Annotated in this window: 26 protein-coding genes; 8 read left to right on the top strand and 18 right to left on the bottom strand. The window is 61.4% G+C overall.

What is annotated here, in order from left to right; translation table 11 throughout:
• Positions 1–10 precede the first annotated feature (10 nt).
• Positions 11–397 carry a VOC family protein gene (locus tag QQJ86_RS09340; protein ID WP_284320660.1) on the top strand — a complete coding sequence of 129 codons (387 nt, stop codon included), beginning with the start codon at positions 11–13 and terminating at the stop codon, positions 395–397.
• On the opposite strand, the gene ilvA is transcribed toward QQJ86_RS09340, so the two are convergent.
• From ilvA to QQJ86_RS09275, 13 genes are all read right to left on the bottom strand, one after another.
• Complete coding sequence (ilvA, locus tag QQJ86_RS09335) at positions 386–1,945, bottom strand: threonine ammonia-lyase, biosynthetic (RefSeq protein WP_284320659.1); 1,560 nt, start codon at positions 1,943–1,945, stop codon at positions 386–388. The two genes, QQJ86_RS09340 and ilvA, sit on opposite strands and share 12 nt — an antisense overlap.
• Complete coding sequence (ilvN, locus tag QQJ86_RS09330; protein ID WP_284320658.1) at positions 1,942–2,181, bottom strand: acetolactate synthase small subunit; 240 nt, start codon at positions 2,179–2,181, stop codon at positions 1,942–1,944. The genes ilvA and ilvN overlap by 4 nt, the downstream gene beginning before the upstream one ends.
• Before the next feature lie 46 nt (positions 2,182–2,227).
• Positions 2,228–4,096, bottom strand: a complete 1,869-nt coding sequence (gene ilvB, locus QQJ86_RS09325) for a biosynthetic-type acetolactate synthase large subunit (protein ID WP_284320693.1) — start codon at positions 4,094–4,096, stop codon at positions 2,228–2,230.
• Positions 4,097–4,176: 80 nt separating this feature from the next.
• Positions 4,177–4,491 (bottom strand): VOC family protein, encoded by a 315-nt coding sequence (locus tag QQJ86_RS09320; protein ID WP_284320657.1) that lies wholly within the window; start codon positions 4,489–4,491, stop codon positions 4,177–4,179.
• 237 nt (positions 4,492–4,728) lie between these two features.
• The gene (gene ilvC, locus QQJ86_RS09315; protein ID WP_284320656.1) at positions 4,729–5,745 is read right to left on the bottom strand and encodes a ketol-acid reductoisomerase; all 1,017 of its coding nucleotides are present in this window, start codon (positions 5,743–5,745) and stop codon (positions 4,729–4,731) included.
• A complete protein-coding gene (gene ilvD / locus QQJ86_RS09310) occupies positions 5,742–7,442 on the bottom strand; it encodes a dihydroxy-acid dehydratase (RefSeq protein WP_284320655.1) in 1,701 nt (566 codons plus the stop codon). Before ilvD ends, ilvC begins: the two co-directional genes overlap by 4 nt.
• 11 nt (positions 7,443–7,453) lie before the next feature.
• Positions 7,454–8,545, bottom strand: a complete 1,092-nt coding sequence (leuB, locus tag QQJ86_RS09305) for a 3-isopropylmalate dehydrogenase (protein ID WP_284320654.1) — start codon at positions 8,543–8,545, stop codon at positions 7,454–7,456.
• Positions 8,542–9,126 carry a 3-isopropylmalate dehydratase small subunit gene (gene leuD / locus QQJ86_RS09300; protein WP_284320653.1) on the bottom strand — a complete coding sequence of 195 codons (585 nt, stop codon included), beginning with the start codon at positions 9,124–9,126 and terminating at the stop codon, positions 8,542–8,544. Before leuD ends, leuB begins: the two co-directional genes overlap by 4 nt.
• A gap of 154 nt (positions 9,127–9,280) precedes the next feature.
• Complete coding sequence (gene leuC, locus QQJ86_RS09295; protein ID WP_284320652.1) at positions 9,281–10,693, bottom strand: 3-isopropylmalate dehydratase large subunit; 1,413 nt, start codon at positions 10,691–10,693, stop codon at positions 9,281–9,283.
• Entirely contained in the window at positions 10,690–11,658 is a 969-nt protein-coding gene (locus QQJ86_RS09290) for a branched-chain amino acid transaminase (protein ID WP_284320651.1), read from the bottom strand. Before QQJ86_RS09290 ends, leuC begins: the two co-directional genes overlap by 4 nt.
• A complete protein-coding gene (locus tag QQJ86_RS09285) occupies positions 11,655–13,313 on the bottom strand; it encodes a 2-isopropylmalate synthase (RefSeq protein WP_284320650.1) in 1,659 nt (552 codons plus the stop codon). Before QQJ86_RS09285 ends, QQJ86_RS09290 begins: the two co-directional genes overlap by 4 nt.
• A 525-nt stretch (positions 13,314–13,838) precedes the next feature.
• Positions 13,839–14,447, bottom strand: coding sequence for a GNAT family N-acetyltransferase (locus tag QQJ86_RS09280; protein ID WP_284320649.1), 609 nt, complete (start codon positions 14,445–14,447; stop codon positions 13,839–13,841).
• Positions 14,448–14,689: 242 nt separating this feature from the next.
• Positions 14,690–14,896 (bottom strand): YdcH family protein, encoded by a 207-nt coding sequence (locus QQJ86_RS09275; RefSeq protein WP_284320692.1) that lies wholly within the window; start codon positions 14,894–14,896, stop codon positions 14,690–14,692.
• A gap of 109 nt (positions 14,897–15,005) precedes the next feature.
• Here QQJ86_RS09275 and ttcA point away from each other — a divergent pair, with 109 nt between their 5' ends.
• The 7 genes from ttcA (at position 15,006) to QQJ86_RS09240 (ending at position 21,071) form a co-directional block, all read left to right on the top strand.
• Complete coding sequence (ttcA, locus tag QQJ86_RS09270; protein ID WP_284320648.1) at positions 15,006–15,887, top strand: tRNA 2-thiocytidine(32) synthetase TtcA; 882 nt, start codon at positions 15,006–15,008, stop codon at positions 15,885–15,887.
• A 59-nt stretch (positions 15,888–15,946) separates the two neighbouring features.
• Positions 15,947–17,146, top strand: a complete 1,200-nt coding sequence (locus QQJ86_RS09265) for an amino acid aminotransferase (RefSeq protein WP_284320647.1) — start codon at positions 15,947–15,949, stop codon at positions 17,144–17,146.
• A gap of 111 nt (positions 17,147–17,257) precedes the next feature.
• Entirely contained in the window at positions 17,258–18,169 is a 912-nt protein-coding gene (locus QQJ86_RS09260) for a recombination-associated protein RdgC (RefSeq protein WP_284320646.1), read from the top strand.
• Between the two features lie 332 nt (positions 18,170–18,501).
• Positions 18,502–19,269: a M48 family metallopeptidase gene (locus tag QQJ86_RS09255; RefSeq protein WP_284320645.1), complete on the top strand. Its 768-nt coding sequence runs from the start codon at positions 18,502–18,504 to the stop codon at positions 19,267–19,269.
• Positions 19,270–19,315: 46 nt separating this feature from the next.
• Positions 19,316–19,618: a YciI family protein gene (locus tag QQJ86_RS09250; protein ID WP_284320644.1), complete on the top strand. Its 303-nt coding sequence runs from the start codon at positions 19,316–19,318 to the stop codon at positions 19,616–19,618.
• 6 nt (positions 19,619–19,624) lie between these two features.
• Positions 19,625–20,203, top strand: a complete 579-nt coding sequence (locus QQJ86_RS09245; RefSeq protein ID WP_284320643.1) for a methyltransferase family protein — start codon at positions 19,625–19,627, stop codon at positions 20,201–20,203.
• 166 nt (positions 20,204–20,369) lie between these two features.
• Positions 20,370–21,071: a hypothetical protein gene (locus tag QQJ86_RS09240; protein ID WP_284320642.1), complete on the top strand. Its 702-nt coding sequence runs from the start codon at positions 20,370–20,372 to the stop codon at positions 21,069–21,071.
• Positions 21,072–21,162: 91 nt separating this feature from the next.
• On the opposite strand, the gene QQJ86_RS09235 is transcribed toward QQJ86_RS09240, so the two are convergent.
• The 5 genes from QQJ86_RS09235 to QQJ86_RS09215 form a co-directional block, all read right to left on the bottom strand.
• Complete coding sequence (locus QQJ86_RS09235) at positions 21,163–21,558, bottom strand: GFA family protein (RefSeq protein ID WP_284320641.1); 396 nt, start codon at positions 21,556–21,558, stop codon at positions 21,163–21,165.
• A 15-nt stretch (positions 21,559–21,573) separates the two neighbouring features.
• The gene (locus QQJ86_RS09230; RefSeq protein ID WP_284320640.1) at positions 21,574–22,554 is read right to left on the bottom strand and encodes an alpha/beta fold hydrolase; all 981 of its coding nucleotides are present in this window, start codon (positions 22,552–22,554) and stop codon (positions 21,574–21,576) included.
• A 177-nt stretch (positions 22,555–22,731) separates the two neighbouring features.
• Positions 22,732–24,582 carry a M1 family metallopeptidase gene (locus QQJ86_RS09225; protein WP_284320639.1) on the bottom strand — a complete coding sequence of 617 codons (1,851 nt, stop codon included), beginning with the start codon at positions 24,580–24,582 and terminating at the stop codon, positions 22,732–22,734.
• 177 nt (positions 24,583–24,759) lie between these two features.
• A complete protein-coding gene (gene pip, locus QQJ86_RS09220; protein ID WP_284320638.1) occupies positions 24,760–25,710 on the bottom strand; it encodes a prolyl aminopeptidase in 951 nt (316 codons plus the stop codon).
• Positions 25,711–25,743: 33 nt separating this feature from the next.
• Complete coding sequence (locus QQJ86_RS09215; RefSeq protein WP_284320691.1) at positions 25,744–26,244, bottom strand: Lrp/AsnC family transcriptional regulator; 501 nt, start codon at positions 26,242–26,244, stop codon at positions 25,744–25,746.
• Between the last annotated feature and the right edge of the window lie 73 nt (positions 26,245–26,317).

Here is a 26,317-nt window from a genome sequence, read left to right as displayed (position 1 = left end):
TGGAGTTTTTATGAGTGCATTCATCGGACATATCTCCCTTATCGTGCGCGATCCTTCGCGCACCGCCGAACTATTCGCCGGCGTGCTCGGCGCGCAAGTGATTGCTGACCAGCCCGATGACGAAGGACATCCGCAGACCTTTGCGAAATTCGGCGGCGTCTGGTTCGTGCTGCGGCAGGGCGAGGGACCTCCCTCGCGCAACGGCGATCACATCGCCTTCGAAGTGAGTCGCCCCGAACTGCGGACCTATGCGGACAAACTGGCCACCTTCGATGTCGAACATTTCATGGCGCGTGAAGACACCGCGCTCTACTTCATGGATTACGACAACCACGTGTTTGAACTGGACGCTGGCAACTCCATCGAGGAGTCGCTACGCGGTCGTCTACTCGCGTAACAACAAGCGATACGCCGGGTTGTCGCTTTCGTCCACGTGCGGATAGCCAAGCGCGGCGAGGAAATCCTGCAGCAGTGCAAGTTCGTTTGGTGGAACCTGGATGCCCACCAGAATGCGCCCGTAATCTGCGCCGTGATTGCGATAGTGGAACAGGCTGATGTTCCAGTCCGGATGCATGCGATCCAGGAAGCGCGCCAGTGCGCCGGGGCGTTCGGGGAAGTCGAAGCGATAGAGGCGTTCGTCTTGCGCCAGCGGAGAACGTCCGCCGATCATGTGGCGCAGGTGCAACTTCGCCAGTTCGTCGTCGGTGAGATCGAGTACACCGAAGTCATTGGCGCGAAACGCTTCGACTAACGCCTCGCGTTCGCCGCGTTTGGCGGTTTGCACGCCGACGAAGATATGTGCCGCTTGCGCATCGCCGATGCGATAGTTGAATTCCGTGATGGCATGCTGGCCCAGCGCACTGCAGAAACGACGAAAGCTGCCGCGTTGTTCGGGGATGGTCACTGCGAATACCGCTTCGCGCTGCTCGCCGACTTCGGCGCGTTCGGCAACGAAGCGCAGGCGGTCGAAGTTCATGTTCGCGCCGGACACGACCGCGACCACCGCACCGTCACCCGCGCCGTGCTTCGCTACGTATTGCTTGAGGCCCGCCAACGCCAGCGCGCCGGAAGGTTCGGGAATGCTGCGCGTATCCTGGTAAATATCGCGAATGGCTGCACAGATGGCGTCTGTATCCACACGCAGTACGTCGTCCAGGTAGCGGCGGCATAGGGCGAACGTCAGCGATCCGACTTGCTTCACGGCGGTACCGTCGGCGAACAAGCCCACTTCGTCGAGCACCACGCGTTCGCCCGCGTCGAGTGCGCGTGCCATGGCATCGGCGTCGTGCGCTTGCACGCCAATCACGCGAATTTCGGGGCGACATGCCTTGATGACGGATGCGATACCTGCCGCCAGGCCACCGCCGCCGATCGGCACGAAGATGGCGTGCAAGGGGCCTTGATGCTGCGCAAGCAGTTCCAGCGCAACGGTCGCCTGGCCGGCGATCACGTCCAGGTCATCGAAGGGATGCACGAGGGTGGCGTCACGTTCGTCGCGTAGGCGTTGCGCTTCGGTCTGTGCGTCGCTGTAGGAGTCGCCATGCAGCACGACCTCCGTGTAAGCACCGCCAAAACGTCGCACTGCATCGACCTTCACCTGCGGCGCCGTCACCGGCATCACGATGGTTGCACGCATTTTCAAGCGTGAAGCGGCGAGTGCAACGCCTTGCGCATGGTTGCCGGCGGAGGCTGCAATGACGCCGCGCGCGCGTTCTGCTGCATCAAGCTTCGCCATGCGGTTGTAGGCGCCGCGAAGCTTGAATGAAAACACCGGCTGCTGGTCTTCGCGCTTGAGCAACACACCTGCACCAAGGCGTGCTGACAACAACGGCGCATGTTCCAGTGCACTGCGCTGTGCCACGTCGTAGACGCGCGCCGATTCGGCGCGTCGCAATACCGCCGCGGCGTTCGGTTCCGCTGTTTTGTCCGCCAGCTGCGCGTTCATGCGTGGGTCGCGTGTTGAACCTGCAATACGTCGACCAGCTTGCGCGTCTGCTGAAGAATCTGCGTGAGCGCGGCATTGTCACCGCGTACGGTTAGCATGAGGTGCGATACCGCCGGATCGGCAGTAGGCGCTACGGTCAACGTATCGATATTGTGTCCACGTGCCGCAAACAGGCCTGCGACGCGCACCAGCGCGCCGGCTTCGTTCTGCAGAAGGATGGAAAGCGTGTGTTGCATGGCCTGTTCCTATCGTGTGTAGCGCTGTGCTGAGCGAGTAATGGATTCAGAAACTGTCGGAGGCGGCGGCTTCGCCGGTATGCGTGACAGTGCGCGCGGGAATGAAATCGCCCGTGATCATTTGCGAATAATTGGCACCGGGGCCGACCATCGGATACACGCCGGCATCGGGATCGATCATCACTTCCAGGAACGCCGGCCCTTCGAACGCCAGGAATTCGGCAATGGTGGCGGCCAAGTCCTCGCGGCGTTCCAGACGGCGAGCCCAACCGAAGCCATCGGCTTCGGCGGCACGCACGAAATCCTTGCGATGCAGACTCTTGTCGGACGAGGCGAAACGGCCTTTGAAGAACAGCTTCTGCCACTGGCGCACCATGCCGTCGCCGACGTTGTTGAGCACCACGACCTTCACCGGCAGGTCGTAGGTGGTGACGGTTTCCAGCTCGCCCAAATTCATGCGAATGCTGGCGTCGCCGTCGATATCGATCACCAATGCATCGCGCTGCGCGAATTGCGCACCGATAGCCGCAGGCAGGCCGAAACCCATCGTGCCCATCGAGCCGGAGGTGAGCCAATGCCGCGGCCCGCGGAAATCCAGGTATTGCGCCGCCCACATCTGATGCTGGCCCACACCTGTGCTGATAATGGCGCGACCTTGCGTGTGACGATTGATCTCTTCCAACACCGCGTACGGCTGGATCAGTACGCTGTCGCGATCGAAGTTCATCGCGTGCTTGCGCTTCAATGCGGCAACGTGTGCATGCCAATCGGCCAGCGAAGGCTGATGACCATGCACCTTGCCGTATTGCGTCAAGCGATGCAGCGCGCGATCCAGCGGGCCGACGTGATGCCAGTCGGCATGCTTCACCTTGTTGATCTCGGCTGGATCGATATCGATGTGCGCGATGAACTTCGCCTTCGGTGCGAACTGCGTCGGCACACTGGCGACGCGATCGTCGAAACGTGCGCCCAGTGCAAACAGAAAGTCGCAATCCTCTACCGCGTAATTTGCATAGGCGGTGCCGTGCATGCCCAGCATGTGCAACGCCAGCGGATGCGTGGTATCGAAGCCGCCGATGCCCATCAGCGTGGTCGTCACCGGCAGGCCGAACGTATCGGCAAATTCGCGCAACACACCTGCCGAGCCGCTGGCAACGATGCCGCCGCCGGCATAGATCAGTGGACGCTTTGCCTGCAGCAGCGCCTGGAAGAATGCAGCGCAGTCGGCATCGCTCAAGGTCGCTTGCTCCACCGCACGCAGGCGAGTGCGATAGCCGGGTAGCGGCAACTCGCTCTCGCTGTCGAACACGACGCTGGCGTTCTGGATGTCCTTGGGAACGTCCACCACCACGGGACCGGGCCGTCCGCTGCGTGCGATAGTGAATGCAGTACGCAGAGTGGCTTCCAATTTCTCCACTTCGGTTACCAGGAACACATGCTTGGCGCAGGCGCTCATGATGTTGCTGATCGGCGCTTCCTGGAACGCGTCGCTGCCGATTGCCTGCGTGGCCACCTGGCCGCAGATCACCACCATGGGAATGGAGTCGGCGGTGGAGTCGCGCACCGGCGTCACCATGTTGGTGGCGCCCGGACCGGACGTGACGATCGCCACACCGACCTTGCCTGACGCGCGCGCATAACCGGAGGCCATGAAACCTGCGCCTTGTTCGTTGGCCGGCACGATCAGCGGCATCGGCTCGCTGCCGTCGGGCCGCGGATGTTCAGCGTTATGACGGAATACCGCATCGTAAACGGGCAGGATTGCACCGCCGGAATAACCAAAAAGTACCTCGACGCCTTCATCCGCCAGCACCTGTACGACGACATCCGCACCGCTTATGGCAGTACCTGCCAGCGGATGGCGCGCGATGACCTGTTCGGCATCGGCGGCGGGTGTGGGTTTCAGCAGTGGCATGTTCACGTCGGTCCCTTGTGATGTTTGAAGCGGGTGTTGCTGTTGGTGATAGAGCGAAGCCGTTTTCGGAAGCGTGCCCGTCAAGCGCCGGCGGGTACGCCATACATCTCCACGATGCGTTCGTCCTGCGCCTTGGCGGAAAAGTGTTCCCACTCGATGCCGTTCACATCCGGTGTGCTGGTGAAGCCTTCTGCGCTGTCGTCCTCGAAGCCGATGTGCCGCAACTGGCCGGCGCGCTCGGCGCTTTGATTGATCGAGAAATTCAGCAGATCGGTACGCCACATTGCGTATTTGCCATCGACCACCACGTTCGGTCGTTGGCCGAGGCGCACGCTGTAGTCGGCGATGGAAGCGCCGAGATCGCGAACCGCAAGAGCAATGTGGAAACGTTTCATGGAGACATTCCTGTAAGGAACCATGCGGCGCTCACTCGCCGGAGACTGGGGGATGCGAGAGCCTGTTCAATGCCTCCTCGCGGCCCGCATAGCCCCTGAGTGGCCGCCATGCGGCAGCGTCTGGCTTGACCAGACACCGCAGTCTGGCGCTGCGCCACGCGCTACCACCTGACAACCACTCAGGAGCTATGCGAACCACGCTGAGACATTGACCAGGCTCTGAGCGCCGCATGGTGTTTAACCGACCTTCTTCAGCGGTGGCTGACCCGCTTTGGCACCGGTCTGCAGCCATGCCATGCGCGCGCGCAACTTGGCACCGACTTGCTCGATCGGGTGATCCAGATCCGCCTGCTTCCACTTCTTGTAGTTCGGCAAGCCGGCCTGGTACTCGGCGACCCAATTGCGCGTGAAGGTGCCGTCCTGAATGTCCTTCAGCACCGCCTTCATACGCTCCTTGGTACCGGCGTCGATCACGCGCGGACCGCTGACGTAATCGCCGTACTGCGCGGTTTCGGAAACGAACTCCAGCATCTTGGTGATGCCGCCTTCGTAGAACAGGTCCACGATCAGCTTCAGTTCGTGCAGCACTTCGTAGTAGGCGATCTCGGGCTGATAGCCGGCTTCTACGAGTGTTTCGAAACCCTTCATCACCAGCTCGCTGGCGCCGCCGCACAGCACGGCCTGCTCGCCGAACAGATCGGTTTCGGTCTCTTCCTTGAAGTCGGTCTTGATCAGCATCGCGCGCGCGCCGCCCAGGCCCGCGGCATAGGCAGTGGCCTTTTCTTCAGCGTGGCCGCTCACGTCCTGATGCACGGCGTAAATGCAGGGCACACCACGGCCGCGCTCGTATTCGGTGCGCACCAGCGCGCCCGGGCCTTTCGGCGCGACCAGCACCACGTCGATGTCGGTGCGCGGTTCGATCAGCTTGAAGTGCACATTCAACCCATGCGCGAACAGCAGCGCAGCGCCGGGCTTGATGTTTGGCTCGATCGATTCCTTGTACAGCGTCGGCTGCACCATGTCCGGCGTCAGCACGGCAACCAGGTCTGCACCGCGCACGGCTTCGCCCGGCTCGACCACATGGAAGCCATCGGCCACGGCCTTGTGCCAGGTGGGGCCGTTCGGGCGCAGGCCGACGACGACATCCAGGCCGGAGTCTTTCAGGTTGAGCGCGTGGGCGCGGCCCTGGCTGCCATAGCCAAGAACGGCGATGCGCGCCTTGGCGAGCGTTTCGGTGGTGGCGGTGGTGCTCATGCTGTGACTCCTGCGTCGGTACGTGTGACGGTGGGTTTGTTTGCGTGTGTGGAAAGGTTTGTGGTGGCGCCTTCGGAGGCGGAGCCCACCAACTGTGCGTACTTAGCGAGCGCGCCGCGCGTAACTTTTGGCGCGGGTGGTTGCCAGCTTGCGCGGCGTGTAGCGAGATCGGCGTCGGTGGAGATCGTGCGCGACTGCGCATCGATCACGATGCGATCGCCTTCGTGCAGCAGCGCGATCGGGCCGCCGCGTGCTGCTTCCGGCGCGATATGGCCGACCATGAAACCATGCGTGGCACCGGAGAAGCGGCCGTCGGTGATCAGCGCGACGTCATCGCCCAGGCCACGGCCGATCAGTGCAGCAGTCACGCCCAGCATTTCGCGCATGCCCGGGCCGCCGGCAGGGCCTTCGTTACGGATGACGATCACGTCGCCTTTCGTCAGCGTTCCTGCCTGCACCGCGGCAAAAGCTTGTTCCTCGCTTTCGAACACGCGTGCGCGTCCTTCGAAATGCGTGGCGCCTTTGCCGGCGAGTTTCAGAATGCAGCCTTCCGGCGCGAGATTGCCGTACAGAATCGAATAGCCGCCACGCGGCTTCAGTGGCTGGCTTACCGGATGCACTACGTCTTGCTGTTCGGCACGCGGTGCGGCAGTGCATTCTTCGAACAAGGTGCGACCGGTAACGGTGGGGCTGTCTTCCAGCATGTTCGCAGCGATCAGTTCCTGCGCGACGCGCGCGCTACCGCCTGCGCCGAACAATTCCACCGCGGTGTAACGGCCACCCGGCATCAAATCGGCGATCACCGGTGTGTGCACGGAAGCGGGTTCGAAATCCTCGATCGTCCACGGCACGCCGGCTTCGCGCGAGATCGCCAGCAGATGCAGCACGGCATTGGTGGAACCGGCGGTGGCCGCAACCATGCGCGCCGCATTGCGGAAGGCTGTCTGGCTCAGGATATCCAGCGGCTTGCGTTGCTCGCGCAGGCAATCCATCACCAGCTCGCCGCAACGGAACGCCGCGTGCGCTTTTGCCGGATGCGTAGCGGGAATGTCGTTGAAGCCCATCGGTGACAGGCCCAGCGTCTGCAGCACCATCGCCATGGTGTTGGCGGTGAACTGGCCGCCGCATGCACCGGCGCCGGGGCAGGCGTCCTTTTCCACCGAGGTCAGTTCGGCATCGTCGATCTTGCCGGCGCCATGCGCGCCGACTGCTTCGAACACCTGTTGGATGGTGATGGGATGATTGTTGTGATTGCCGTGCGCGATGCTGCCGCCGTACAACGCGACCGCAGGAATGTTCAAGCGCGCCATCGCCATCGCGGCAGCAGGAATGGTCTTGTCGCAACCGCACAGCACCACCATCGCATCGAGGCAATGGCCGTCCACGGCCAGCTCGATCGAATCGGTGATCACCTCGCGGCTGATCAATGACGCGCGCATGCCGGGCGTGCCCATCGCGATGCCGTCGGTGACGGCGATGGTGTTGAATTCGATCGGCGTACCGCCGGCCGCGCGAATGCCGGCCGAAACATGTTCGGCCAGATCGCGCAGATTGAGGTTGCATGGGCTCACGTTGGACCACGTGTGCACCACCGCCACCAACGGCTTGATGATGTCGCCATCCTGCAGGCCGGTGGCGCGCAGCATTGCGCGCGCGGGGGCGCGGTCGGGGCCGGTTTTGATCAGATCGCTACGCATCGTCGCTCCGCTCAACCGCACGCACGCAGGCCGGAAAGAAACGCGGGCGTGGCCACGTCATCGAGCGCGGCGATCACGGCATCACGCACTTCCGCGGTGCCGGCTTTGCCGCCGATGTCGCGCGTGTGCGGGCCGTTGGTCAGCACATGGCTGACGGCGGCTTCGATGGTGGTGGCCTCTACATCCAGATCCAGCGAATGACGCAGCAGCAACGCGGCGGACATGATTGCGCCCAGCGGGTTGGCGACGCCTTGTCCGGCGATATCCGGCGCCGAACCATGGATCGGCTCGTACAGGCCGACTTTGCCTTCGCCCAACGAAGCAGACGGCAGCAGACCCAGCGAACCGGCTAGCGCAGCAGCTTCGTCGGTGAGGATGTCGCCGAACAGGTTTTCAGTAACGACCACGTCGTAGCGCGACGGCTGCGTCAGCAACAGCATCGCCATCGAATCGACCAATTGATGCTCCAGCTTCACGTCCGGATATTCGGCGGCGACGCGCGTGACGGTGCTGCGCCACAGGCGCGAGGTTTCCAGCACGTTGGCTTTATCCACAGATGTGACGTGCTGACGGCGTTCGCGCGCCAGCTCGAAGGCGCGGCGCGTAACGCGCTCGACTTCGGCCACGGTGTACTTGCATTCGTCGGTGGCGGTATCGGTGGTGCGCGTCTTCGCACCGAAGTACGCGCCACCAGTCAGTTCGCGCACGAACAGCACGTCGACGTTCTTCAGCTTTTCGTTCTTCAGCGGCGACAGTGAGGCCAGCGACGGATGCACCTGCAGCGGACGCAGGTTGGCGTACACGCCCAGCGCAGCACGGATCGCGAGCAGTCCTTGTTCAGGACGCACTTTCGCCTGCGGATCAGACCATTTCGGCCCACCGACTGCGCCCAAGAACACGGCATCCGCCTTCTTGCAGGCCTCCAGCGTGGCTGCCGGCAACGGCTCGCCGGTGGCGTCGATGGCGCAGCCACCGATCAGGTGCGATTCGAACTCGAAGGTGTGTCCGCTGCGTTCGGCAACGGCTTGTAAAACGGCAACAGCCGCGTCGAGAACTTCCGGACCTACGCCGTCGCCGGGCAGGGTAACGATGCGCGCCTTCATGCCGCCTTCTCCTGTTGATGTTCGTAGTGAGTGATTGCGTCGTTGTGCTGCAGCAGGAAACCAAGCTGGTCGACGCCGTTGAGCAGGCAGTGCCGTGCGAACGGCTCAAGCTGGAAACGAATGCGTCCGCCATCCGGCAATTCGATCGCCTGTTCGCGCACGTCGATGGACAGTTCGATGCCGGGGTTCTTCAGCAACCAGCGGTGCTCCGCTTCGTCCAGCACGATGGCGAGCAGGCCGTTCTTCAGCGCGTTGCCGCGGAAGATGTCGGCGATCTCGCTGCACAGCACCGCCTGGATGCCGTAATCCAGCAATGCCCACGGCGCGTGCTCGCGCGAGGAGCCGCAGCCAAAGTTGCGACCGGCGACGAGAATCGAGCAGCCGCGCGCTTCCGACTTGTTGAGCGGAAAATCCGGGTTGTCGCTGCCGTCCTGCCGATAGCGCCAGTCGTTGAAGCAAAACTTGCCGAGACCCGCGCGTTCGGTGGTGGTGAGAAAGCGCGCAGGGATGATGCGGTCGGTGTCGATGTTCTCATCGGGCAGCACTGCTGTGCGCGAATGAATACGAGTGACGGGTTTCATAGCAAAACTCCAGCAAAGCGGGCCTCCTCTCCCTTTTGGGGAGAGGATTGAGGTGAGGGGGAGCGCTTCGTACGAAGCGCGTGGCGAGGTTGGCCCCTCACCCCAGCCCTCTCCCCGGAGTGGAGAGGGAGCTGATCGCGCGAGCGTGTGGCGCTCATGCAGCCACCTCCGTCAAATACTCACGAGGATCGGCAATTGCACCGGCAATGGCGGACGCGGCGGCGGTAGCAGGGCTTGCGAGCACGGTGCGTGCACCTTTGCCCTGGCGACCCTCGAAATTGCGATTGGACGTGCTCACAACGAGCTGGCCCGGCTGGGCGAGATCGCCATTCATGGCGATGCACATCGAGCAACCTGGAATGCGCCATTCCGCACCCGCGGCAAGAAACACCTCGTGCAAGCCTTCCTTCTCCGCATCACGACGCACCGCTTCAGAGCCTGGCACGACCAGCGCGCGCACGCCCTTGGCGACATGGCGGCCGCGCATCACATTGGCCGCTTCACGCAGATCCGACAGGCGGGAGTTGGTGCAGCTGCCGATGAACACCACGTCCACGGCCATGCCTTGCATCGGCTGATTTGCTTTCGCCTGCATGTAATCCAGCGCGCGCTGTTCCACCGTGTTGCGCGCCGCGGGTACGGGCTTGTCCATCGCGATCGCCATGCCCGGGTGCGTGCCGTAGGTAACGGTGGGGCGGATCTGGCTGGCATCGAAGCGCACTTCGCGGTCGTACTTCGCGCCTTCGTCGCTGCGCAGATCGCGCCAACGTTTTACGGATGCATCCCATGCAGCACCTTGCGGCGCGCGCGGGCGACCTTTCAGCCATGCGAAGGTGGTTTCGTCCGGTGCGATCAAACCAGCGCGTGCGCCGGCTTCGATAGACATGTTGCACACCGTCATGCGTTCTTCCATCGACAGCGCTTCGATTGCTTCGCCGCGATACTCGAGCACATAGCCGGTGCCGCCATCGACGCCAATCTCGCTGATGATGTGCAGGATCAAATCCTTCGCGCCGACGCCGCGTGGCAGCTTGCCGTCGACATGAATGGCGAAGGTTCTCGGCTTGCGTTGCAGAAGGCACTGCGTGGCCATCACGTGGCCAACTTCGGTGGTGCCGATGCCGAACGCCAGCGCGCCGAACGCACCGTGCGTGGAAGTGTGGCTGTCGCCGCAGACGATGGTCATGCCTGGCTGCGTAGCGCCCAGTTCCGGCCCGATCACGTGCACGATGCCGCGGTCGCTGCTGTCCCAGCCGTACAACTGCACGCCGAATTCGCGGCAGTTCGCTTCCAGTTGCGCCACCTGTGCCTTGGCTTCGGCATTCGCATACGGGCGTTCGCCATTGGCTGCGGCCGGCAACGTGGGCGTGGAGTGATCCAGCGTGGCCAGCGTGCGATCCGGGCGACGCAGTTTCAAGCCGCGCGAACGCAGTTCGCTGAAGGCTTGCGGCGAGGTCACTTCGTGCACAAGGTGCAGGTCAACGTACAGCACGGCCGGCGTATCGGCCGATTCGGGCGCAACAACATGAGCGTCCCAGATTTTTTCGAATAGCGTGCGCGCGCTCATGCGACTTCCTTTGCAGCGTGCTCTTGTTGAGGAGTGCGGCCATGGATGGCCGCATTAGCTAATGTCAACCAGCCATAGCGGTCTTGCGTGCGGCCATCGAACAGACCAAAGAACGCATCGCGCAGTGCACGCGTGATCGGGCCGGGCGTACCGCTGCCGACTTTCTTGCGATCCACCGAACGCACCGGCGTGATTTCCGCCGCGGTGCCGGTCATGAACACTTCGTCGGCGCTGTACAGCGCTTCGCGCGGCAGGTCGCGCTCTTCGACGACATAGCCAAGATCGTTGGCGAGAGTGATCACCGTGTCGCGCGTGATGCCAGCCAGAATGCCGGCACTCGAAGGCGGTGTGAGCAACTTGCCGCGCTTGACCAGGAACAGGTTTTCGCCGGCACCTTCGCTCAACAAGCCGTTGTAGCCCAGCGCGATGCCTTCATCGAAACCGCCGCGACGAGCTTCCAGACCGATCAACTGGCTGCTCAGGTAATTGCCACCGGCCTTGGCCCAGCTTGGAAACGTGTTGGGCGCAGGGCGATTCCACGAGGACACGCATACATCCGCGCCACGCTCGGCCGCTTCACCGAGATACGCACCCCATTCCAAAGCCATGATCGCGACGTCGACGGGCGCGCCGTCCCTGGGGAGAACGCCGAGCCCGCCGGCGCCGCGAAAGACAATCGGTCGTACGTAAGCCGATGCCATCCGGTTGGCGCGAATTACTTCCAGGCAAGCTTCGTTGATCTGATCTTCGCTGTAGCCGATGTCGATGTCGTACACGTTTGCCGACTCGAACAAGCGGCGGGTGTGATCGGCAAGGCGGAAATAGGCCGGCCCTTCCGGCGTTGCGTATACGCGCTCGCCTTCGAATACGGACGAGCCGTAATGCAGTGCGTGCGTGCTGACGTGGCAGGTGGCTTCGGCCCATGGCTTGATGTGGCCGTTATGCCAAAGGAAGGGCGTGCTCATGCAGTGGTCTCCTTTTGCGCGCGTCCATTCGCGCGAAGGTCAAAAAGCGGCCCTCCGTGGCCGCACTCTTCAATAGAAGCATCGCTACGTGAGGTACCTTGTCGTTCGATGCGATTAACGATCGCGAGCGCGGCATGCGCGGTCGCTTCGATGATGTCGGTGCTGACGCTGCTGCCGTGCCAGTCACGCTTGGCATGGCGTGCGACAAGTTGCGCATGACCTTGCGCATCGCCGCCTTCGCTGATCGCGCGCACCTGGAAGCGCGTCAGCACCATGTCGGTGCCGGTGGCGCGTTCGATCGCGCGCAGCACGGCGTCGACCGGGCCGTCGCCGATGGCGGCTTCGCCCACTTCACGCCCGTCTTCGTGGCTCAGCTTCACCGTGGCTGATGCGCTGCCACCCAGATGCGAACTGGTGTTGAGCTGGGTGATGTGCCAAGGACCGGTGGCATCCGGATCCTGGCCCAGGGCCAGCGCTTCCAGATCTTCATCGCGGATTTCGCGCTTGCGGTCGGCCAGCGCCTTGAAACGCTTGAAAACGCCGTCCAGATCCGCGTCTTCCAGCTTGTGGCCGAGTGCTTCCAGGCGCTGACGCAACGCATGGCGGCCTGAATGCTTGCCCAGCACCAACGTGGTTTCGGCAATGCCGACATCTTCCGGGCGCATGATTTCGTAGGTGCTGCGATGCTTGAGCATGCCGTGCTGATGGATGCCCGACTCATGCGCGAAGGCGTTGTCGCCCACCACCGCCTTGTTGCGCTGGACGGCCTGGCCGGTGAGCTGGCTCAACAGGCGCGAGGTGGGATGCAGTTTGCGTGTGTCGATGTTGGTGCGCAGGCCGAAACGCGGTGCGCGGACCTTCAGCGCCATCACGATTTCTTCCAGCGCGGCATTGCCGGCGCGCTCGCCGATGCCGTTGATGGTGCATTCAACCTGGCGTGCGCCACCGCTGACGGCGGCCAGGCTGTTGGCGACGGCCATCCCTAAGTCATCGTGGCAATGGGAAGAGAACACCGCCTTGTGCGCGTCGCGCACGTGCTGGCGCAAGTACGTGAACAACTCGTGGATCTCGGCGGGCGTGGTGTAGCCCACGGTGTCGGGAACGTTGACGGTGGTGGCGCCGGAAGCGATGGCGGCGCTGAAGACTTCAACCAGGAATTCCGGCTCGGTGCGCATGGCATCTTCGGCGGAGAATTCGACATCCGCGCAGTACTTGCGCGCGTGCTGGATGGAAGCGACTGCGGTGTCCAGAACCTGCTGCTTGCTCATGCCGAGCTTGTGTTCGCGATGCAGCGGGCTGGTGGAAAGGAACAAGTGGATGCGTGATCGATGTGCGCGTTCCAATGCGCGTGCAGCAGTGTCGATATCGCCGGTTTGACATCGCGCCAATGCGCACACGGTGGTGTGGCGCAAACTTCGGGCGATCTCCTCGACCGCAGCGAAATCATCCGGCGAAGCCTGCGGAAAGCCGGCTTCCAGGATGTCCACGCCCAGCGTTTCCAGGGCTTGTGCCATGCACAATTTCGCACGCCGGTCCATGGAAAACCCGGGGGCCTGTTCACCGTCGCGCAGCGTCGTGTCGAAGATGCGTACGCGATCTTCGGCGTTGTCGCCGCCCTCGTCGGTGTCGTTCGGTTGTGCTGTTTGGGGGGTCATGCCTGGCTCCGTTTCGGGCTGGCCGAGAGGCGATAAAAAACCCCGCATCCTGTTCGGGTGCGGGGTTCTTTGGGGTATCTAGGTTAGTTTTGCTTTACCTTGACACGCGTCCTCAGCCCGCACCTCCGTTGGTAATAAGGAGTACGAGTACAAGGGAAATAAGAAGGAGGCCGGCTAGCGGCAACATGTCAGCGACCGTCGGTGGACGGATCGCTGCGATGTATTCGCGGTGGCTGTTGCGTTGCGGCATGTCATCGACCGTACGGCATGCCGCTCGGACGTGTCAACTATTTTTTTATGAGAAATTTTCCGAACTGCGACTTTTGACGTATTTGGATGGCTAAACGTCCATATACATCAAGCACTCACGAAAACTTGGTTGCATACGCAACGATGTTGTTTCATTCGAAACCATGCGCGTGTTTCGACGAAATGCGTTGATCAAGGGCGTTGAGGCTGGGGTACAAGCCCTGACATCGCCATGCATACATCACGAGGCTGGGCTTGCGCCCAACCTACATCGGATCAGTCGCTCGCTTTTGCGCTAAGTCGCGCCAGTCGCATATCCAGCCAGCGCTGCACGTCTGGCCATTCACCGGCAAGGATGGAGTAACAAACCGTGTCACGCAGCGTGCCATCGGGGCGGCGCTTGTGGGCGCGCAGCACACCGTCCTTGTGTGCGCCCAGGCGCTCAATCGCACGCTGGGAGTCCAGATTGCGATGGTCGGTATGGAATTCCACCGCCACGCATTGGAGCTCTTCGAACGCGTACTTCAGTAGAAGTCGCTTACAGGCAGTGTTGAGGTGGCTCTTCTGCCAGCGCTTCGCATACCAGGTGTAGCCGATCGCCATGCGTGGCAGTTCTGGGGCGAAATCGTAGAAGCGCGTGGTGCCGACGATCTCGCCACTGGTTTTCTCTTGTATCGCGAACGGCAGCATGGTGTTCGCGGCAAGGCCCTGTAGCGCCTTCTCGATATAGGCCTTGGCCTCGCCCGGCGCTGGCGCGCTGGTGAACCACAGGTTCCAGAGCTGTCCATCGGCGGCGGCGGCTTCGAGCTCCGGCGCGTGATGCAGTTCGAGGGGTTTGAGCAGGACGTGGTCGTCTTCGAGGCGGACAGGTGTGAGGGTGAGCATGATTGTTGATGAGGTGGGAAGAGCTTGGAAGGTATAGCGAAAGACGGCTAGCGGAAAAGCCGCGAACCGAAACTTTGCGAGAAATGTGCCGAGTGAATCCCTCTCCCCTTGGGAGAGGGTGTCGAGAGGCGGGTGAGGGTTCGGGCGAAGCGTGGTGCTGATGTCTCGCGCAAGACACGTCTATCGCGCGCTGGTCGCACCCTCACCCCAACCCCTCTCCGGGAGGGAGAGGGGCTCGCGCCTCAGGCATCCAAGTCCGGAATCAACTTGCTTTCCAGCCGCGCGATGGCGTCCTTCAGCAGCAGCTTGCGCTTCTTCATCCGGGTGATCTGCAGTTCGTCGCAACCGATGGAGGTGGCCATCTGCTGGATGGCCACGTCCAGGTCGCGATGTTCCTGGCGCAATTCGGCCAGCAGATGGGCGATCTGGGCGGGGTCCTGAGCCTGCATGGCGATTTTGCACGGGCGGCGGTTGCAGAAGCCGCCATTGTAACGCGCCAGACCATAGCCGGCAGGGCGGGTAGAATACGCTACTCGACGCCGCACTCTTCGCCAGCCCATGTCCGCCCATCCCGAGGCCACTCCGCCCGATCTCGCGCGCAAGCGCGCCTATGAAGCCGCCAAGCTGGCTAAGCGTCTACGCCACCAGGTCGGCCAGGCGATCGCTGATTTCAACATGATCGAGGACGGCGACAAGGTGATGGTGTGCCTGTCCGGGGGAAAGGATTCGTACACGATGCTCGACATCCTGCTGTCATTGCAGGCCAAGGCGCCGGTGCGCTTCGAGTTGATCGCGGTGAATCTGGATCAGAAGCAGCCGGGCTTTCCCGAGCACGTGCTGCCGCAGTACCTCACCGAGCGGGGCGTGCCGTTCCATATCATCGAACAGGACACCTACAGCACGGTTACCCGCGTCATTCCCGAAGGCAAGACCATGTGCAGCTTGTGCTCGCGCCTGCGGCGCGGCGCGCTGTACAACTGGGCGGCAGACAATGGCGTTACCAAGATCGCGCTCGGCCATCATCGCGACGACATCCTTGCAACTTTTTTCCTCAACTTGTTTCATCAAGGCAACCTGAAGGCGATGCCGCCCAAGCTGCGTTCGGACGACGGCCGCCATGTGGTGATCCGCCCCCTCGCGTATTGCAAGGAAAGTGACATCGCCGAGTACGCCGAACACAAGCAGTTTCCGATCATTCCCTGTAATCTCTGCGGTTCGCAGGAGAATTTGCAGCGCAAGTCGGTGGGTCGCATGTTGCAGGAATGGGAGCGTCAGCATCCCGGACGCAGCGAAACCATGTTTCGCGCGCTGGGCAACGTGGCGCCCTCGCAATTGGCCGACCGCAAGCTGTTCGACTTTGCCGCGCTGGGTTCGCGGGATGGCGCCAAGCGCGCCGATGTCCACGGCTGGCTAGCGGGAAGCGACAACGAGAACAATTAAGCAGATTTCAGGCGGACGTCTAGACGTCCATTTTCTTCCTCCATCTTTCGAGTAGAACCGTGTCCCATTTCGCATCCGTTGAAATGACCCCAGGCGACCCGATCCTGGGCCTCACCGAAGCTTTCGTGGCCGACAAGCGCCCCGGCAAGGTCAATCTCGGCGTCGGCATCTATTACGACGAAAGCGGCCGCATCCCGGTGCTGCGCGCCGTGCGTCAGGTGGAAGAAGCACTGGCGAAGGAGTCGCTGCCGCGCGGCTATCTGCCCATCGACGGTCTGTCCGCGTATACGCAGGCCACGCAGAAACTGGTGTTCGGTCCCGACTCGTCGCTGCTGGCGGCCGGCCGCGTAGCCACTTCGCAGACCATCGGCGGCAGCGGTGCGTTGCGCGTGGGTGCAGAACTGCTGAAGAAGGCGTTGCCCAAGGCCAAGGTCGCGATCAGCAGCCCGAGCTGGGAAAACCATCGCGTGGTGTTCAACGCCGCCGGCTTCGAAGTGGTGGATTACGCCTACTACGACGCGGCTACGAACGGCCTGGATTTCGCCGGCATGCTGGCTGATCTCGGCAAGCTGGAACCCGGCACCGTTGTGCTGCTGCACGCCTGCTGCCACAACCCCACCGGCGTAGATCTATCCGTCGAGCAGTGGAAGCAGGTCGTGGCTGTGGTGAAGGAGCGCAATCTGTTGCCCTTCATCGACATGGCTTACCAGGGCTTCGACAAGGGTATCGACGAAGACGCTGCAGCGGTGCGTCTGTTCGCGGAATCAGGCATCGATTCCTTCGTGGTGGCGAACTCGTATTCCAAGTCGTTCTCGCTGTATGGCGAGCGCGTGGGTGCGTTGTCCGTCGTCGGCGCATCGCGCGATGAGGCATTGCGCGTGCAGTCGCTGGTCAAGCGCATCATCCGCTCCATCTACTCAAGCCCGTCCACGCACGGCGGCGCGTTGGTAGCCGGTGTGCTCAACAGCGTGGAACTGCGCGCGCTGTGGGAGCAGGAACTTACCGAGATGCGCGAGCGCATTCATGCGATGCGTGCTGGCATGGTGGAGAAGCTCGCTGCAAATGGCGCCGCGCAGTTCGCTTTCATCCAGAAGCAGGCGGGCATGTTCTCGTACTCAGGATTGAGCAAGGCGCAGGTGGATCGTTTGCGCGAAGAGCATGCGATCTACGCCATCGGTACGGGTCGTATCTGCGTGGCGGCGTTGAACCGCAGCAATCTCGACACCGTAGTGGCTGCTGTAACCGCCGTCATTCGCTAACACTTCCAACATCGTCGCCCCGGCGTAAGCCGGGGCCCAGTGGCGTTTCGCTTGAAAGACGCTGGGTCCTGGCTTGCGCCAGGACGACGGATATTCGCGATCGGATTCCGCATGTTTTTTCGCAACCTCACGCTGTTCCGCTTTTCTCCCTCCGTTGCCGAAGATCTCAAGCGCCTCGATGAAGCGCTGAACGATCATCGCCTGCGCCCGTGCGGCCCATTGGAAATGGGTACACGCGGCTTCGTGCCGCCGGTCGGCCGCGGCGACGACGCGCCGATGACACACGCCGTCAACGCGTGCACGCTCATCACTGTGGGCAGTGAAGAAAAATTGCTGCCCGCCGCGGTGGTCAACGACGAACTGCAGCGCAAGGTGCAGAAGATCGCCGAGGAAGAAGGACGCAAGGTCGGCGGTCGCGAGCGCAAGCGCATCAAGGAAGATCTGCTCACCGAATTGCTGCCGCGCGCATTCGTGCGCAGCTCACGCATGTCCGCTTACGTCGATCGCAAAAATGGTTGGCTGGTGCTCGACACGGCCAGCCGCAAGAACGCGGAAAACGCGCTCACGCAGGTGCGCGAAGCACTTGGCAGTTTTCCCGCCGTGCCACTCGCGCCGGAAGAAGGTCCGCGCGTGCTGATGACGGATTGGCTTGCCAACGGCAACTTGCCAGGTGGTCTCGCACTGGGCGACGAATGCGAATTGCGCGATCCGGCCACCGCCACCGGCGCCATCGCCCGCTGCCGCCGGCAGGATCTCGATGCCGAAGAAGTGAAAGAGCATCTGCGCAACGGCAAGCAGGTGTTCCAGCTGGGCCTGGTGTTCGACGATCGCATCAGCTTTGTGCTCGGCGAGGATCTGGTGCTGCGCAAGCTGAAATTTCTTGACGCTGTGCTGGATGAGATGGGCGACAGCCAGCAGGATGCGGCTGCCGAAATGGATGCGCGCTTCGCGTTGTTGACGCTGGAGTTGGAGCGCTTGCTGGGCAAGCTGCAAGAGTGGTTCGGGTTGCCTCGGCCGGAATGAATACCTTTGCCGCACACTGCTTTTCCCTCTCCCCTCCGGGGAGAGGGTAGGGTGAGGGGGTAAACCTCGCCAGATGCCAGGTTCAGACGCGAGATTCAGCTAGCACACCCTCCGTACCAATAGGGCTCCCGGCAAGCCTTGACCCCTCACCCCAGCCCTCTCCCCGGAGGGGAGGGGGGGTAGAAACCGTCCCATGCCCCCTGAGACGCGCACCAGATCGCGCTTCCCGCAGATCGGGTAAAAAAGCCCTTGCGCGAAGCCCCGGCACCCCACATTCTGCCTGTGCCCAGGCCATCCCCGCGGCCCTGGGGGCAGTGTTGAAAGGCAGGACCATGGCGTATCTCGACGGCGACTGGCTGGAGTTGGCAACACCCAGCGGCAACACCATTCGTGTGCTCAAAGCTTCGCATCCGCGGGCGCGACGATTGCGTCTGACGGTGTCGACGAAGGGTGCGCGCGTCACTTACCCGCAAGGGACGCACCCTTCGCAGGTGAACGCGTTTTTGCGTCACAACGCCGATTGGCTGGAGCGGAAACTCGGCGAGCTGAATCTGGTCATCGAGCCGTTGCCGCCATTGCGTGTCGGCACGTCGATCGAATTTCCCCTGCGCGGTGAAACCACGGTGCTGGATTGGGCGGAAGGCGCGTATCCCCGCGTGGTGGCCCAGGAAAGTGGCATCACGCTGGAGATTCCGCGCCCGAATAGTCGGGCATTGCCGGTCGCGCGTGGTTTGCTTGCTTCGTATTTCGAAACGCAGATTCGCCGCGACGTATCTCGCTGGCTTGCTGGTTACGTACCGCAGCTTGGCCTCGCACCGACGGCACTGCGCATCCGCCCGATGAAGAGCCTGTGGGGCAGCCTCGATACGCGCGATCGCATCAATCTGGATCTTGCACTCGCACTCGCGCCACCGGCAGCGCTGCGTTACGTCCTGGCGCATGAGTTGTGCCATTTGAAAGTGCGCAACCACTCGCCGCGTTTTTGGGCGCACGTGGAATCGATTTTTCCGGACTGGCGCGAACAACGCGACTGGCTGCGTCAGAACGGCGCATTGTTGAAAGCTGAGCTGGACAGGTTGATCGCCGACGTCGCCGATTGACGATCAGCCCGTCGACGCGGCGCAACGCATTTTCAGGATAAATGGCATGCACTATTTCTTCTGCAAGTTGCACAGCCCCCGCGCTACGTTTCCCGCCGACATCACGCCGGAGGAAATGGTGCTGATGAAAGCGCATGCGGATTATTGGCGCGAGCAGATGGGCAAAGGGCATGTCGTCGTGTTCGGGCCGGTGATGGACCCTACGGAAGCCTATGGCATTCTCGTCATGCAGTTGCCGGACGGTGCGGAACCTGCGCCGCTGATCGATGACGATCCGGTCATGAAGGCTCAACGAGGCTTTCGCTTCGAATTTCACCCAATGCGGGCCGTGTTGCCGCAACAGGGTTAAGCGACGATGTCGCCATCGCTCGATCAGCTGTTCGTCGCCGTGTGGATGCTGTGGCTTGCCTATTGGGGCATCAGTGCGTTGCGTGTCAAAGCCGCGGCCCGCGTCGAGTCATACAGTTCGCGCTGGAGTCGGCACATATTGCTCCTCATGCTGGCTGTGCTCTTGTTGCGCGGATTTGCTGGGCTCGATCGCACGTTCCTCAACGAACGCTTCGTGCCGGATCAGGCATGGATCGCATGGCTGGGGTTCGGTCTCACCTTAATAGGCTTGGCTCTCACCTGCTGGGCGCGCGTGGTGCTAGGGCGAAACTGGAGCGGCATCGTGCAGCTCAAGCAGGATCACGAGCTGATCATGCGCGGTCCCTATCGTTTCGTGCGGCATCCGATTTACACCGGTCTGCTGCTCGCCTATTTCGGCAACGGGCTTGCCATCGGCGAATGGCGTGTACTGCTTGGCACTGCGATCTTGGCGATCGCGTTCTGGCGCAAGCTTCGGCTCGAAGAGCAATGGCTGTGCGAATTGTTCGGCAATCAATATCGTCACTATATGGAACACGTCAAAGCGCTTGTGCCATGGGTGCTTTGAATTCGTGACGGCTGCAGATTGCGCCCTTTCTCGCAGAGGCTCCCGTAAAGATTTGCGATTGCGCTTGCGAGCAGTCTTATGCTTCCCCAGCCTTGGACAGTTCAATAGACTTTCCTTAGTTACAAAAACCAGGGGAAGGCAAATGTATAGACGGTTGTTGGTTGCAATGCTTGGTTTGTGCGGAGGCTCGGTTTACGCCCAATCGGTCGATGTGCCGCCGTTGAGGGCGGGTGACAGCTGGGTGTTTACCGACACGGTGGAAACCGGGCAGCAAGGATTCAGTCGTAAAGACCAGATTGTTACTGTCGAACGCGTCGATAGCGACGACATGTTGATTAGCGTCAAGGAGGATGGCTCTGCACAGGCGCCCGTTGAAAAGATTGTTGGTAAAGATTGGAGCCGTTCGCGCGACATCAACGGCACGCAGGAAATCGTCAATCGCCCGCTTGCGTTTCCTTTGCGGGAAGGCAAGAAATGGACGGTGGACTATGCCGAGATGAATCCCAACCGGGCGCATACTCGTGAAACCTTCCACAACGACTATGTCGTAAGGGGATGGGAAGACGTGCAAGTGCCGGCAGGCAAGTTCAAAGCCATAAAGATCGAGGCTGAAGGTCAGTGGACGGCTGTGCTGGCTCCCGCCATTGTCCACGGTTCTGGCGCTGTGGTGACGCCCGGCGATGTCACGATGGCCTCACAAAATGTGCGTGTGACACCGCGCACCATCAGCGGTCGGCTCTACAAGGCATTCTGGTATGTGCCAGAGCAAAAGCGCTTCGTGAAGTCGGTCGAGGAATACTACGACAGCAAAGGCATCCGCTCTCAGCGCTTTACCGAAGAAATGGCGTCGTCCAAGCTGGCTGGTTAAGCGGGTTGCGGCCCAGCGCCTTGCACATATGAGACAGTAACGTCATGCGATAACAATGTAAGTCAGGGCGAGGTGCGATTTTCACCCTGACTTACATTTGACGAGGACCCGGCCATTCGGGACGTGCGGCAGGATCCTCGATGGTCATGCTGGCGCCTTCGGTGGCACGCACAGATACCGAAGCCGGATCGAACCCTTCTAAGCAGAACACGTTGACACCGAAATGATCGGGTGCAGCGCGTTTACGATGAAACACGTAGATGCCACAGTGCTTGCAAAAATAGTGCTTGGCACGATGCGTATTCCATTGATACAGCGTGAGCGCGTGCTCGCCTTGCCGTATTGTCAGGGCATGCTCCGGCACCTTGAGCATCAATGCGTTGCGCATTTTGCATAACGAACAATCGCAGGTTGTCAGCTCCGTAACGACTGCCGTTATGTGAAAACGAACCGCTCCGCAGTGACAGGAACCTTCGAATGCTTGCATTGGCGCTGCCATTGATCAATGCGCCAGCATGAAGCTGGTCAGCACCTGCGCGAATGCTTCGGGTTTTTCCATCTGCGGCATGTGGTTGCAACCATTCATAATGCTGGTGCTGATCGATGGTGCATGCGCGAGGCCGCTGCGCAGGCTTTCCAATGCGGAAATATCGATGATCTTGTCGTCATGGCACCACATGCCGAGCACCGGCATGGTGAGCTTGTCGAGCCGCGTCTGTAGCGAGAGCACCTGTGAATTTTCGCGCAGCTCATTGAAGGTATTGTCGATGAAGGCGCGGTTCTTGACGTTGTCTTGCACGAATACGTCAATGAAGCGCCCGGGAATATTAGGCACCTTCTCGAAGGCCCAGGCATTGGCACGCGCGAAACCGGCACGGTCGTCGTAGACGAATGGATCCTTGCCGCTCATGGCTTCCTTGGCGAATGCGTTCTCCTTGAACTGCAGGCCGAAAGAATCGATCAATGCCAGCTGCGCTACGTCTTGCGGGTGTTCGGCTGCGTACGTGCCGGCAATGGCACCACCCATCGAATGACCAACGATCAATGCATGTTGCAGGTGCAATGTCTGGATGAAATCGTTCAGGCGATCAGCCTGGTTGTCGATGTTGTAGCTAGCGCCAGGATTGCGCGAAGACTCACCCCAGCCGGGCAGGTCGGGGATCACCACGTGGAAATGCGCGGTGAGCAGCGGCGCCACCTTCAGCCACACCTCCTTGCGTGCGGCGAAACCATGCACCAGTACGATGGTCGGGCCCTGGCCGCCTTCGTAGTACACCCAACGCGTATCGCCGGCTTGCACTGCGCGCTTTTCCAGTTGCGCATTCATCACTTCATGCCAGGTCTTGGCCTGAAGCAGCCATTGCGGCGCGAAGGCATAGCTGCCGCCCAGCACCACGATGATCAGCGCGGCGAGGATGCCGAGGAACTTCAAGCGGCGGATCAGCAAGCGTTGCCAGAGGGGGCGGGTGGAGCTGGTATTCATTGGTTTTTTCCAAGCAATGCGAGACGTTGCTCCCTCCCCTGCTTGGCAGGGGAGGGCTGGGGTGGGGTTGTTTGAGCTTGTCGTAATGTTGAATTCATCGCGAGGTTGCTTCGCCCCACCCGACACTCCCTACTACACGCAGGGAGGAAGTTGACTACGGCAAGTTTGAGCCGAGCGCTAGTGTTTTCCAGCCTTCGCAAACTGCGCTTCCACCGCCTGCTGCGTCAACGGGTGATAACCGCTCTTCGCCTTGTTATAAACCTGCTGGGCAAACGCCAAACCATCCGGCGTTTTGCTCAATGCACGATAGACCGGCATGGTCAGGTACAGACGGCCGATACGCGTCATATGTTCCGCTGCGGCGGGCCACGCAGCCTTGTCGCCGGCGCCGATGGCATGCACATACCAGCGCATGCCGATTTCGGCATTGGGTGTGCCGGTGAGATGCCAGGCCGTGTCGAGTTGCTGCATCTTGTCCAGCGCAGGCGCGTCCGGCATACCGTCGAGGAAGTACATCCATTCCTGTGTGTTCCAATCCTTTGCGTCGAGCTTTTCGGCGGTCAATGTGCCGCCGAGGAAAGCAGTGCGTTCTTTGTCGATGGCGTCGAAGCGCGGCGAATCGGGAATCGGCGCGTTTTTGGGAATGCCAGCGTCGTACACCCATTCCTTCACTTCGTCCCAGCTCATCTTGCCGGGATATTTGTCGATCAGGTTCGGCTTCAAGTAATCGAGCATCTGTTCGGTGGTGATGCTCTGGAAAGCGAAGTGATTGAAATAGCCCTTCAGATAATTGTCGAAGGTGTCACGACCGAAGCGCTGCTCAAGTGTGCGCAGAAACCACGAACCCTTGTTGTAGGCGACGTCGGAAAGCGTGTCGTCCGCATCGATGTCCCCTGGCGGCGGTGCCAATCGTTGTGCATTCGCCGGTAGCTTGCCGACTTCGCGTTGCAGTGTGTGGACGTCCAGCAGCGTTTCCTCATCCGCCTGACGCTTGCCATACAGCGCCTCGGTGATGCGGCCTTGCACGTATGTGGTTACACCTTCGTTGAGCCAGATGTCGCGCCACGATGCAGCCGTCACCAAGTTGCCCGACCAGGAGTGCGCCAGCTCATGCGCCACCAGCGAAACCAGGCTCTTGTCGCCCACCAGTACCGTCGGCGTCGCGAAGGTCATGTTCGGGTTTTCCATGCCGCCGTAAGGAAAGCTCGGCGGCAGCACCAGCAAGTCGTAGCGGCCCCAGCGGTACGGACCGTAGAGCTGCTCCGCGGTCTTGATCATCTTCTCTGTGTCTTCGAACTCGTGTGCTGCCTTGCCTACGACGGAAGGCTCCGCGTAGACGGCCGAGCGCGGACCGGTTTGCTTCACGGACAGATCACCCGCCGTAATCGCCAACAGGTAAGACGGAATCGGATGCGTCTGCTTGAAACTGAAATCACCATTCAACGCATGCACTGGATCGTTCGGTGCGCTCATCGACACGCGAGTGTCCTTGGGAGCGATCACCTCGGCGTCATAAGTAAAGCGGATCGCTGGTGAATCCTGCAGCGGCACCCAGGAGCGCGCATGGATGGATTCGGATTGCGAGAACATGAAAGGCTGCTTCTTGTCGGCCGTCTGCGCAGGTGGCAGCCATTGCAGGCCCGTGGCGCCGGGTGACGTGCTGTAGACGATGCGCACTTTGCGTGGATGCTGCGGCGCCTGGATCGTGAGCTTGCTGCCCAACTGCTTGTCGCGCGGTGCCAGCGCGTATTGCAGCGCCGATGGCTTGCCATTGGTATCGATCGATTCGACGCTGGCGATGTTCAGATCGCGCGTATCCAGCGCCAGGGTATCGGCCTTGGGATCCTTCCAGTCCAACGTCAGCGTGGCCTGGCCATCCAGCTTGTTCTGCGGGAAGTCGATCTTCAGCTTGAGATCGAGATGGTTGACGCGCACCTCGTCGGGCTGGGCATAGGAATACGGATCGTTGGCATAGGCCGCCACCGGCAGGAGCAGGGCGCCGAGGGCCAGGGTACGAAGCGGAGACATCGTGCGGCTTCCATGGGGAATCGGGAGCGGCGAGTATGCCATCGCCACCCCCGCCTTGGCCCGTGGCGGAGGTGGGTGCTTGTGTTCACCCGCTCAGCGTTGGCTTGGCGACCATAAGTCAGAAGATGGTTGCCACGCATACACGGTGATGTCCTTGGCCATGATGCGATGCTCGGGTCAAACGTAGCGATCGGCAAGCCGATCCGTTGCCTGCACGAGCACGTCCACGATCGCGGGTTCCGATGCGGCGTGCCCGGCGACCACTACGTGGAACTCGGCTTCCGGCCATTCGGCGGCCAAGTCGACGGCGTTCTTCACCGGACAGATGATGTCGTAGCGGCCATGCACGATGGTGGTGGGGATGTGCCGCAGTTTGCTTGCGTCACGCAACAACTGGCCCGGTTCGAAGAAGCCATGGTTGCGGAAGTAATGGGCTTCGATGCGGGCGAGGCTGAGTGCGACTTCAGGCGCGGCAAAACTGGCTTCGGTTTCGGGGCTTTCTTCCAGCGTGATGCCGCCGCCCTCCCATGCGCCCCAGGCGGTGGCTGCTGCCAGTCGCGTGTTTTCGTCGTCGCTGGTTAAGCGTTTCCAGTAGGCGTCGAGCATGTTGCCGCGTTCTTCGGGTGGTATCGCTGAAACATAGCGCTGCCATTTCTCAGGCAGAATCCACGATGCACCGCCTTCCTCGTAATACCAGCGGATTTCTTCCGGCCGGCAAAGAAAAATGCCGCGCAAGACGAGGCCGAGCACGCGTTCCGGATGGGTTTGTGCATAAGCCAGTGCCAGCGTAGAACCCCACGAGCCGCCGAACACGACCCAACGCTCCACACTCATTTGTTCGCGAATGGTTTCGATGTCGGAAACGAGATGCCAGGTGGTGTTGTCAGTGAGATCGGCAAAAGGTATAGAGCGTCCCGCACCGCGCTGATCGAACAAGATGATGCGGTAGCGCGCCGGATCAAAGAAGCGTCGATGATAGGGAGACAAGCCCGCGCCGGGTCCGCCGTGCAGAAAGATCACCGGCAGCCCCTGCGGGTTGCCGCATTCTTCCACGTAAAGCGTGTGCCTGCTGTCCACCGCGATGCGATGCGTGCGATAGGGCTCGATCTCGGGATACATCGTGCGCATGAAAGTTGGGGTCCCTGGTTTGGAAAGTGGCGCTCAGTCGTTAGAAAGCGCGCGGGCCATATCCCACATGCTTCGCGTGATGGTGCGATTCGCATGCGGCGTCTGCAAAACGATCAGCGTCGTGGTGCTGATACTCGGATGGAGCTTCAGCAAGCGATCAAGCACGGACTGCAGATGCTCGATCGACATTGCCACGACGCGCAGCAGGGCGGAATCCTCGCCGGCGAGGCGGCGGCAGTCCAGTACCTCAGGTACATCCGCGACCACTTTGCCGATACGCGAACACGTGCCGCCGTCGCAGCGCAATCGCACCATCGCCTCGATGCCAAAGCCCATGCGCTTGGGCTCAACCATGGCGCGATAGCCGGTGATGACGCCGGCTTCTTCAAGACGCTTGACGCGCTCAGCCACGGCAGGAGCAGAAAGGCGCACCTTGCGGCCCAGTTCCGCGTAACCGATGCGTGCATCCTGTTGCAGGGCTTCGAGCAGCTGCCAATCCTTGCCATCCCATTCGGGTTTCGATTCGTAGGTCATAAGAGTCAAAGATATTTTGATCGTTAGCGAAACATGCGGAAGGACTTCGGATCCATTATTCCTCGGTCGCGGG

It is taken from the genome of Dyella acidisoli (assembly GCF_030160295.1).
Classification (GTDB): Bacteria; Pseudomonadota; Gammaproteobacteria; order Xanthomonadales; family Rhodanobacteraceae; genus Dyella_B; species Dyella_B acidisoli.
Note: the sequence above shows the minus strand (reverse complement) of the source record. Positions and strands in the feature narration are given on the sequence as shown.

Coding starts and splice junctions, on each gene's coding strand:
- ilvA (WP_284320659.1), bottom strand. CDS start 1,945: ATGAACGCGCAGCTGGCGGACAAAACAGCGGAACCGAACGCCGCGGCG.
- QQJ86_RS09245 (WP_284320643.1), top strand. CDS start 19,625: ATGTCGCCATCGCTCGATCAGCTGTTCGTCGCCGTGTGGATGCTGTGG.
- QQJ86_RS09225 (WP_284320639.1), bottom strand. CDS start 24,582: ATGTCTCCGCTTCGTACCCTGGCCCTCGGCGCCCTGCTCCTGCCGGTG.
- QQJ86_RS09240 (WP_284320642.1), top strand. CDS start 20,370: ATGCTTGGTTTGTGCGGAGGCTCGGTTTACGCCCAATCGGTCGATGTG.
- QQJ86_RS09215 (WP_284320691.1), bottom strand. CDS start 26,244: ATGACCTACGAATCGAAACCCGAATGGGATGGCAAGGATTGGCAGCTG.
- QQJ86_RS09280 (WP_284320649.1), bottom strand. CDS start 14,447: ATGCTCACCCTCACACCTGTCCGCCTCGAAGACGACCACGTCCTGCTC.
- QQJ86_RS09260 (WP_284320646.1), top strand. CDS start 17,258: ATGTTTTTTCGCAACCTCACGCTGTTCCGCTTTTCTCCCTCCGTTGCC.
- QQJ86_RS09340 (WP_284320660.1), top strand. CDS start 11: ATGAGTGCATTCATCGGACATATCTCCCTTATCGTGCGCGATCCTTCG.
- ttcA (WP_284320648.1), top strand. CDS start 15,006: ATGTCCGCCCATCCCGAGGCCACTCCGCCCGATCTCGCGCGCAAGCGC.
- QQJ86_RS09235 (WP_284320641.1), bottom strand. CDS start 21,558: ATGCAAGCATTCGAAGGTTCCTGTCACTGCGGAGCGGTTCGTTTTCAC.
- ilvB (WP_284320693.1), bottom strand. CDS start 4,096: ATGCCACTGCTGAAACCCACACCCGCCGCCGATGCCGAACAGGTCATC.
- QQJ86_RS09285 (WP_284320650.1), bottom strand. CDS start 13,313: ATGACCCCCCAAACAGCACAACCGAACGACACCGACGAGGGCGGCGAC.
- leuC (WP_284320652.1), bottom strand. CDS start 10,693: ATGAGCGCGCGCACGCTATTCGAAAAAATCTGGGACGCTCATGTTGTT.
- ilvC (WP_284320656.1), bottom strand. CDS start 5,745: ATGAGCACCACCGCCACCACCGAAACGCTCGCCAAGGCGCGCATCGCC.
- QQJ86_RS09250 (WP_284320644.1), top strand. CDS start 19,316: ATGCACTATTTCTTCTGCAAGTTGCACAGCCCCCGCGCTACGTTTCCC.
- ilvN (WP_284320658.1), bottom strand. CDS start 2,181: ATGCAACACACGCTTTCCATCCTTCTGCAGAACGAAGCCGGCGCGCTG.
- pip (WP_284320638.1), bottom strand. CDS start 25,710: ATGCGCACGATGTATCCCGAGATCGAGCCCTATCGCACGCATCGCATC.
- QQJ86_RS09255 (WP_284320645.1), top strand. CDS start 18,502: ATGGCGTATCTCGACGGCGACTGGCTGGAGTTGGCAACACCCAGCGGC.
- QQJ86_RS09230 (WP_284320640.1), bottom strand. CDS start 22,554: ATGAATACCAGCTCCACCCGCCCCCTCTGGCAACGCTTGCTGATCCGC.
- ilvD (WP_284320655.1), bottom strand. CDS start 7,442: ATGCGTAGCGATCTGATCAAAACCGGCCCCGACCGCGCCCCCGCGCGC.
- leuD (WP_284320653.1), bottom strand. CDS start 9,126: ATGAAACCCGTCACTCGTATTCATTCGCGCACAGCAGTGCTGCCCGAT.
- QQJ86_RS09275 (WP_284320692.1), bottom strand. CDS start 14,896: ATGCAGGCTCAGGACCCCGCCCAGATCGCCCATCTGCTGGCCGAATTG.
- QQJ86_RS09320 (WP_284320657.1), bottom strand. CDS start 4,491: ATGAAACGTTTCCACATTGCTCTTGCGGTTCGCGATCTCGGCGCTTCC.
- QQJ86_RS09290 (WP_284320651.1), bottom strand. CDS start 11,658: ATGAGCACGCCCTTCCTTTGGCATAACGGCCACATCAAGCCATGGGCC.
- leuB (WP_284320654.1), bottom strand. CDS start 8,545: ATGAAGGCGCGCATCGTTACCCTGCCCGGCGACGGCGTAGGTCCGGAA.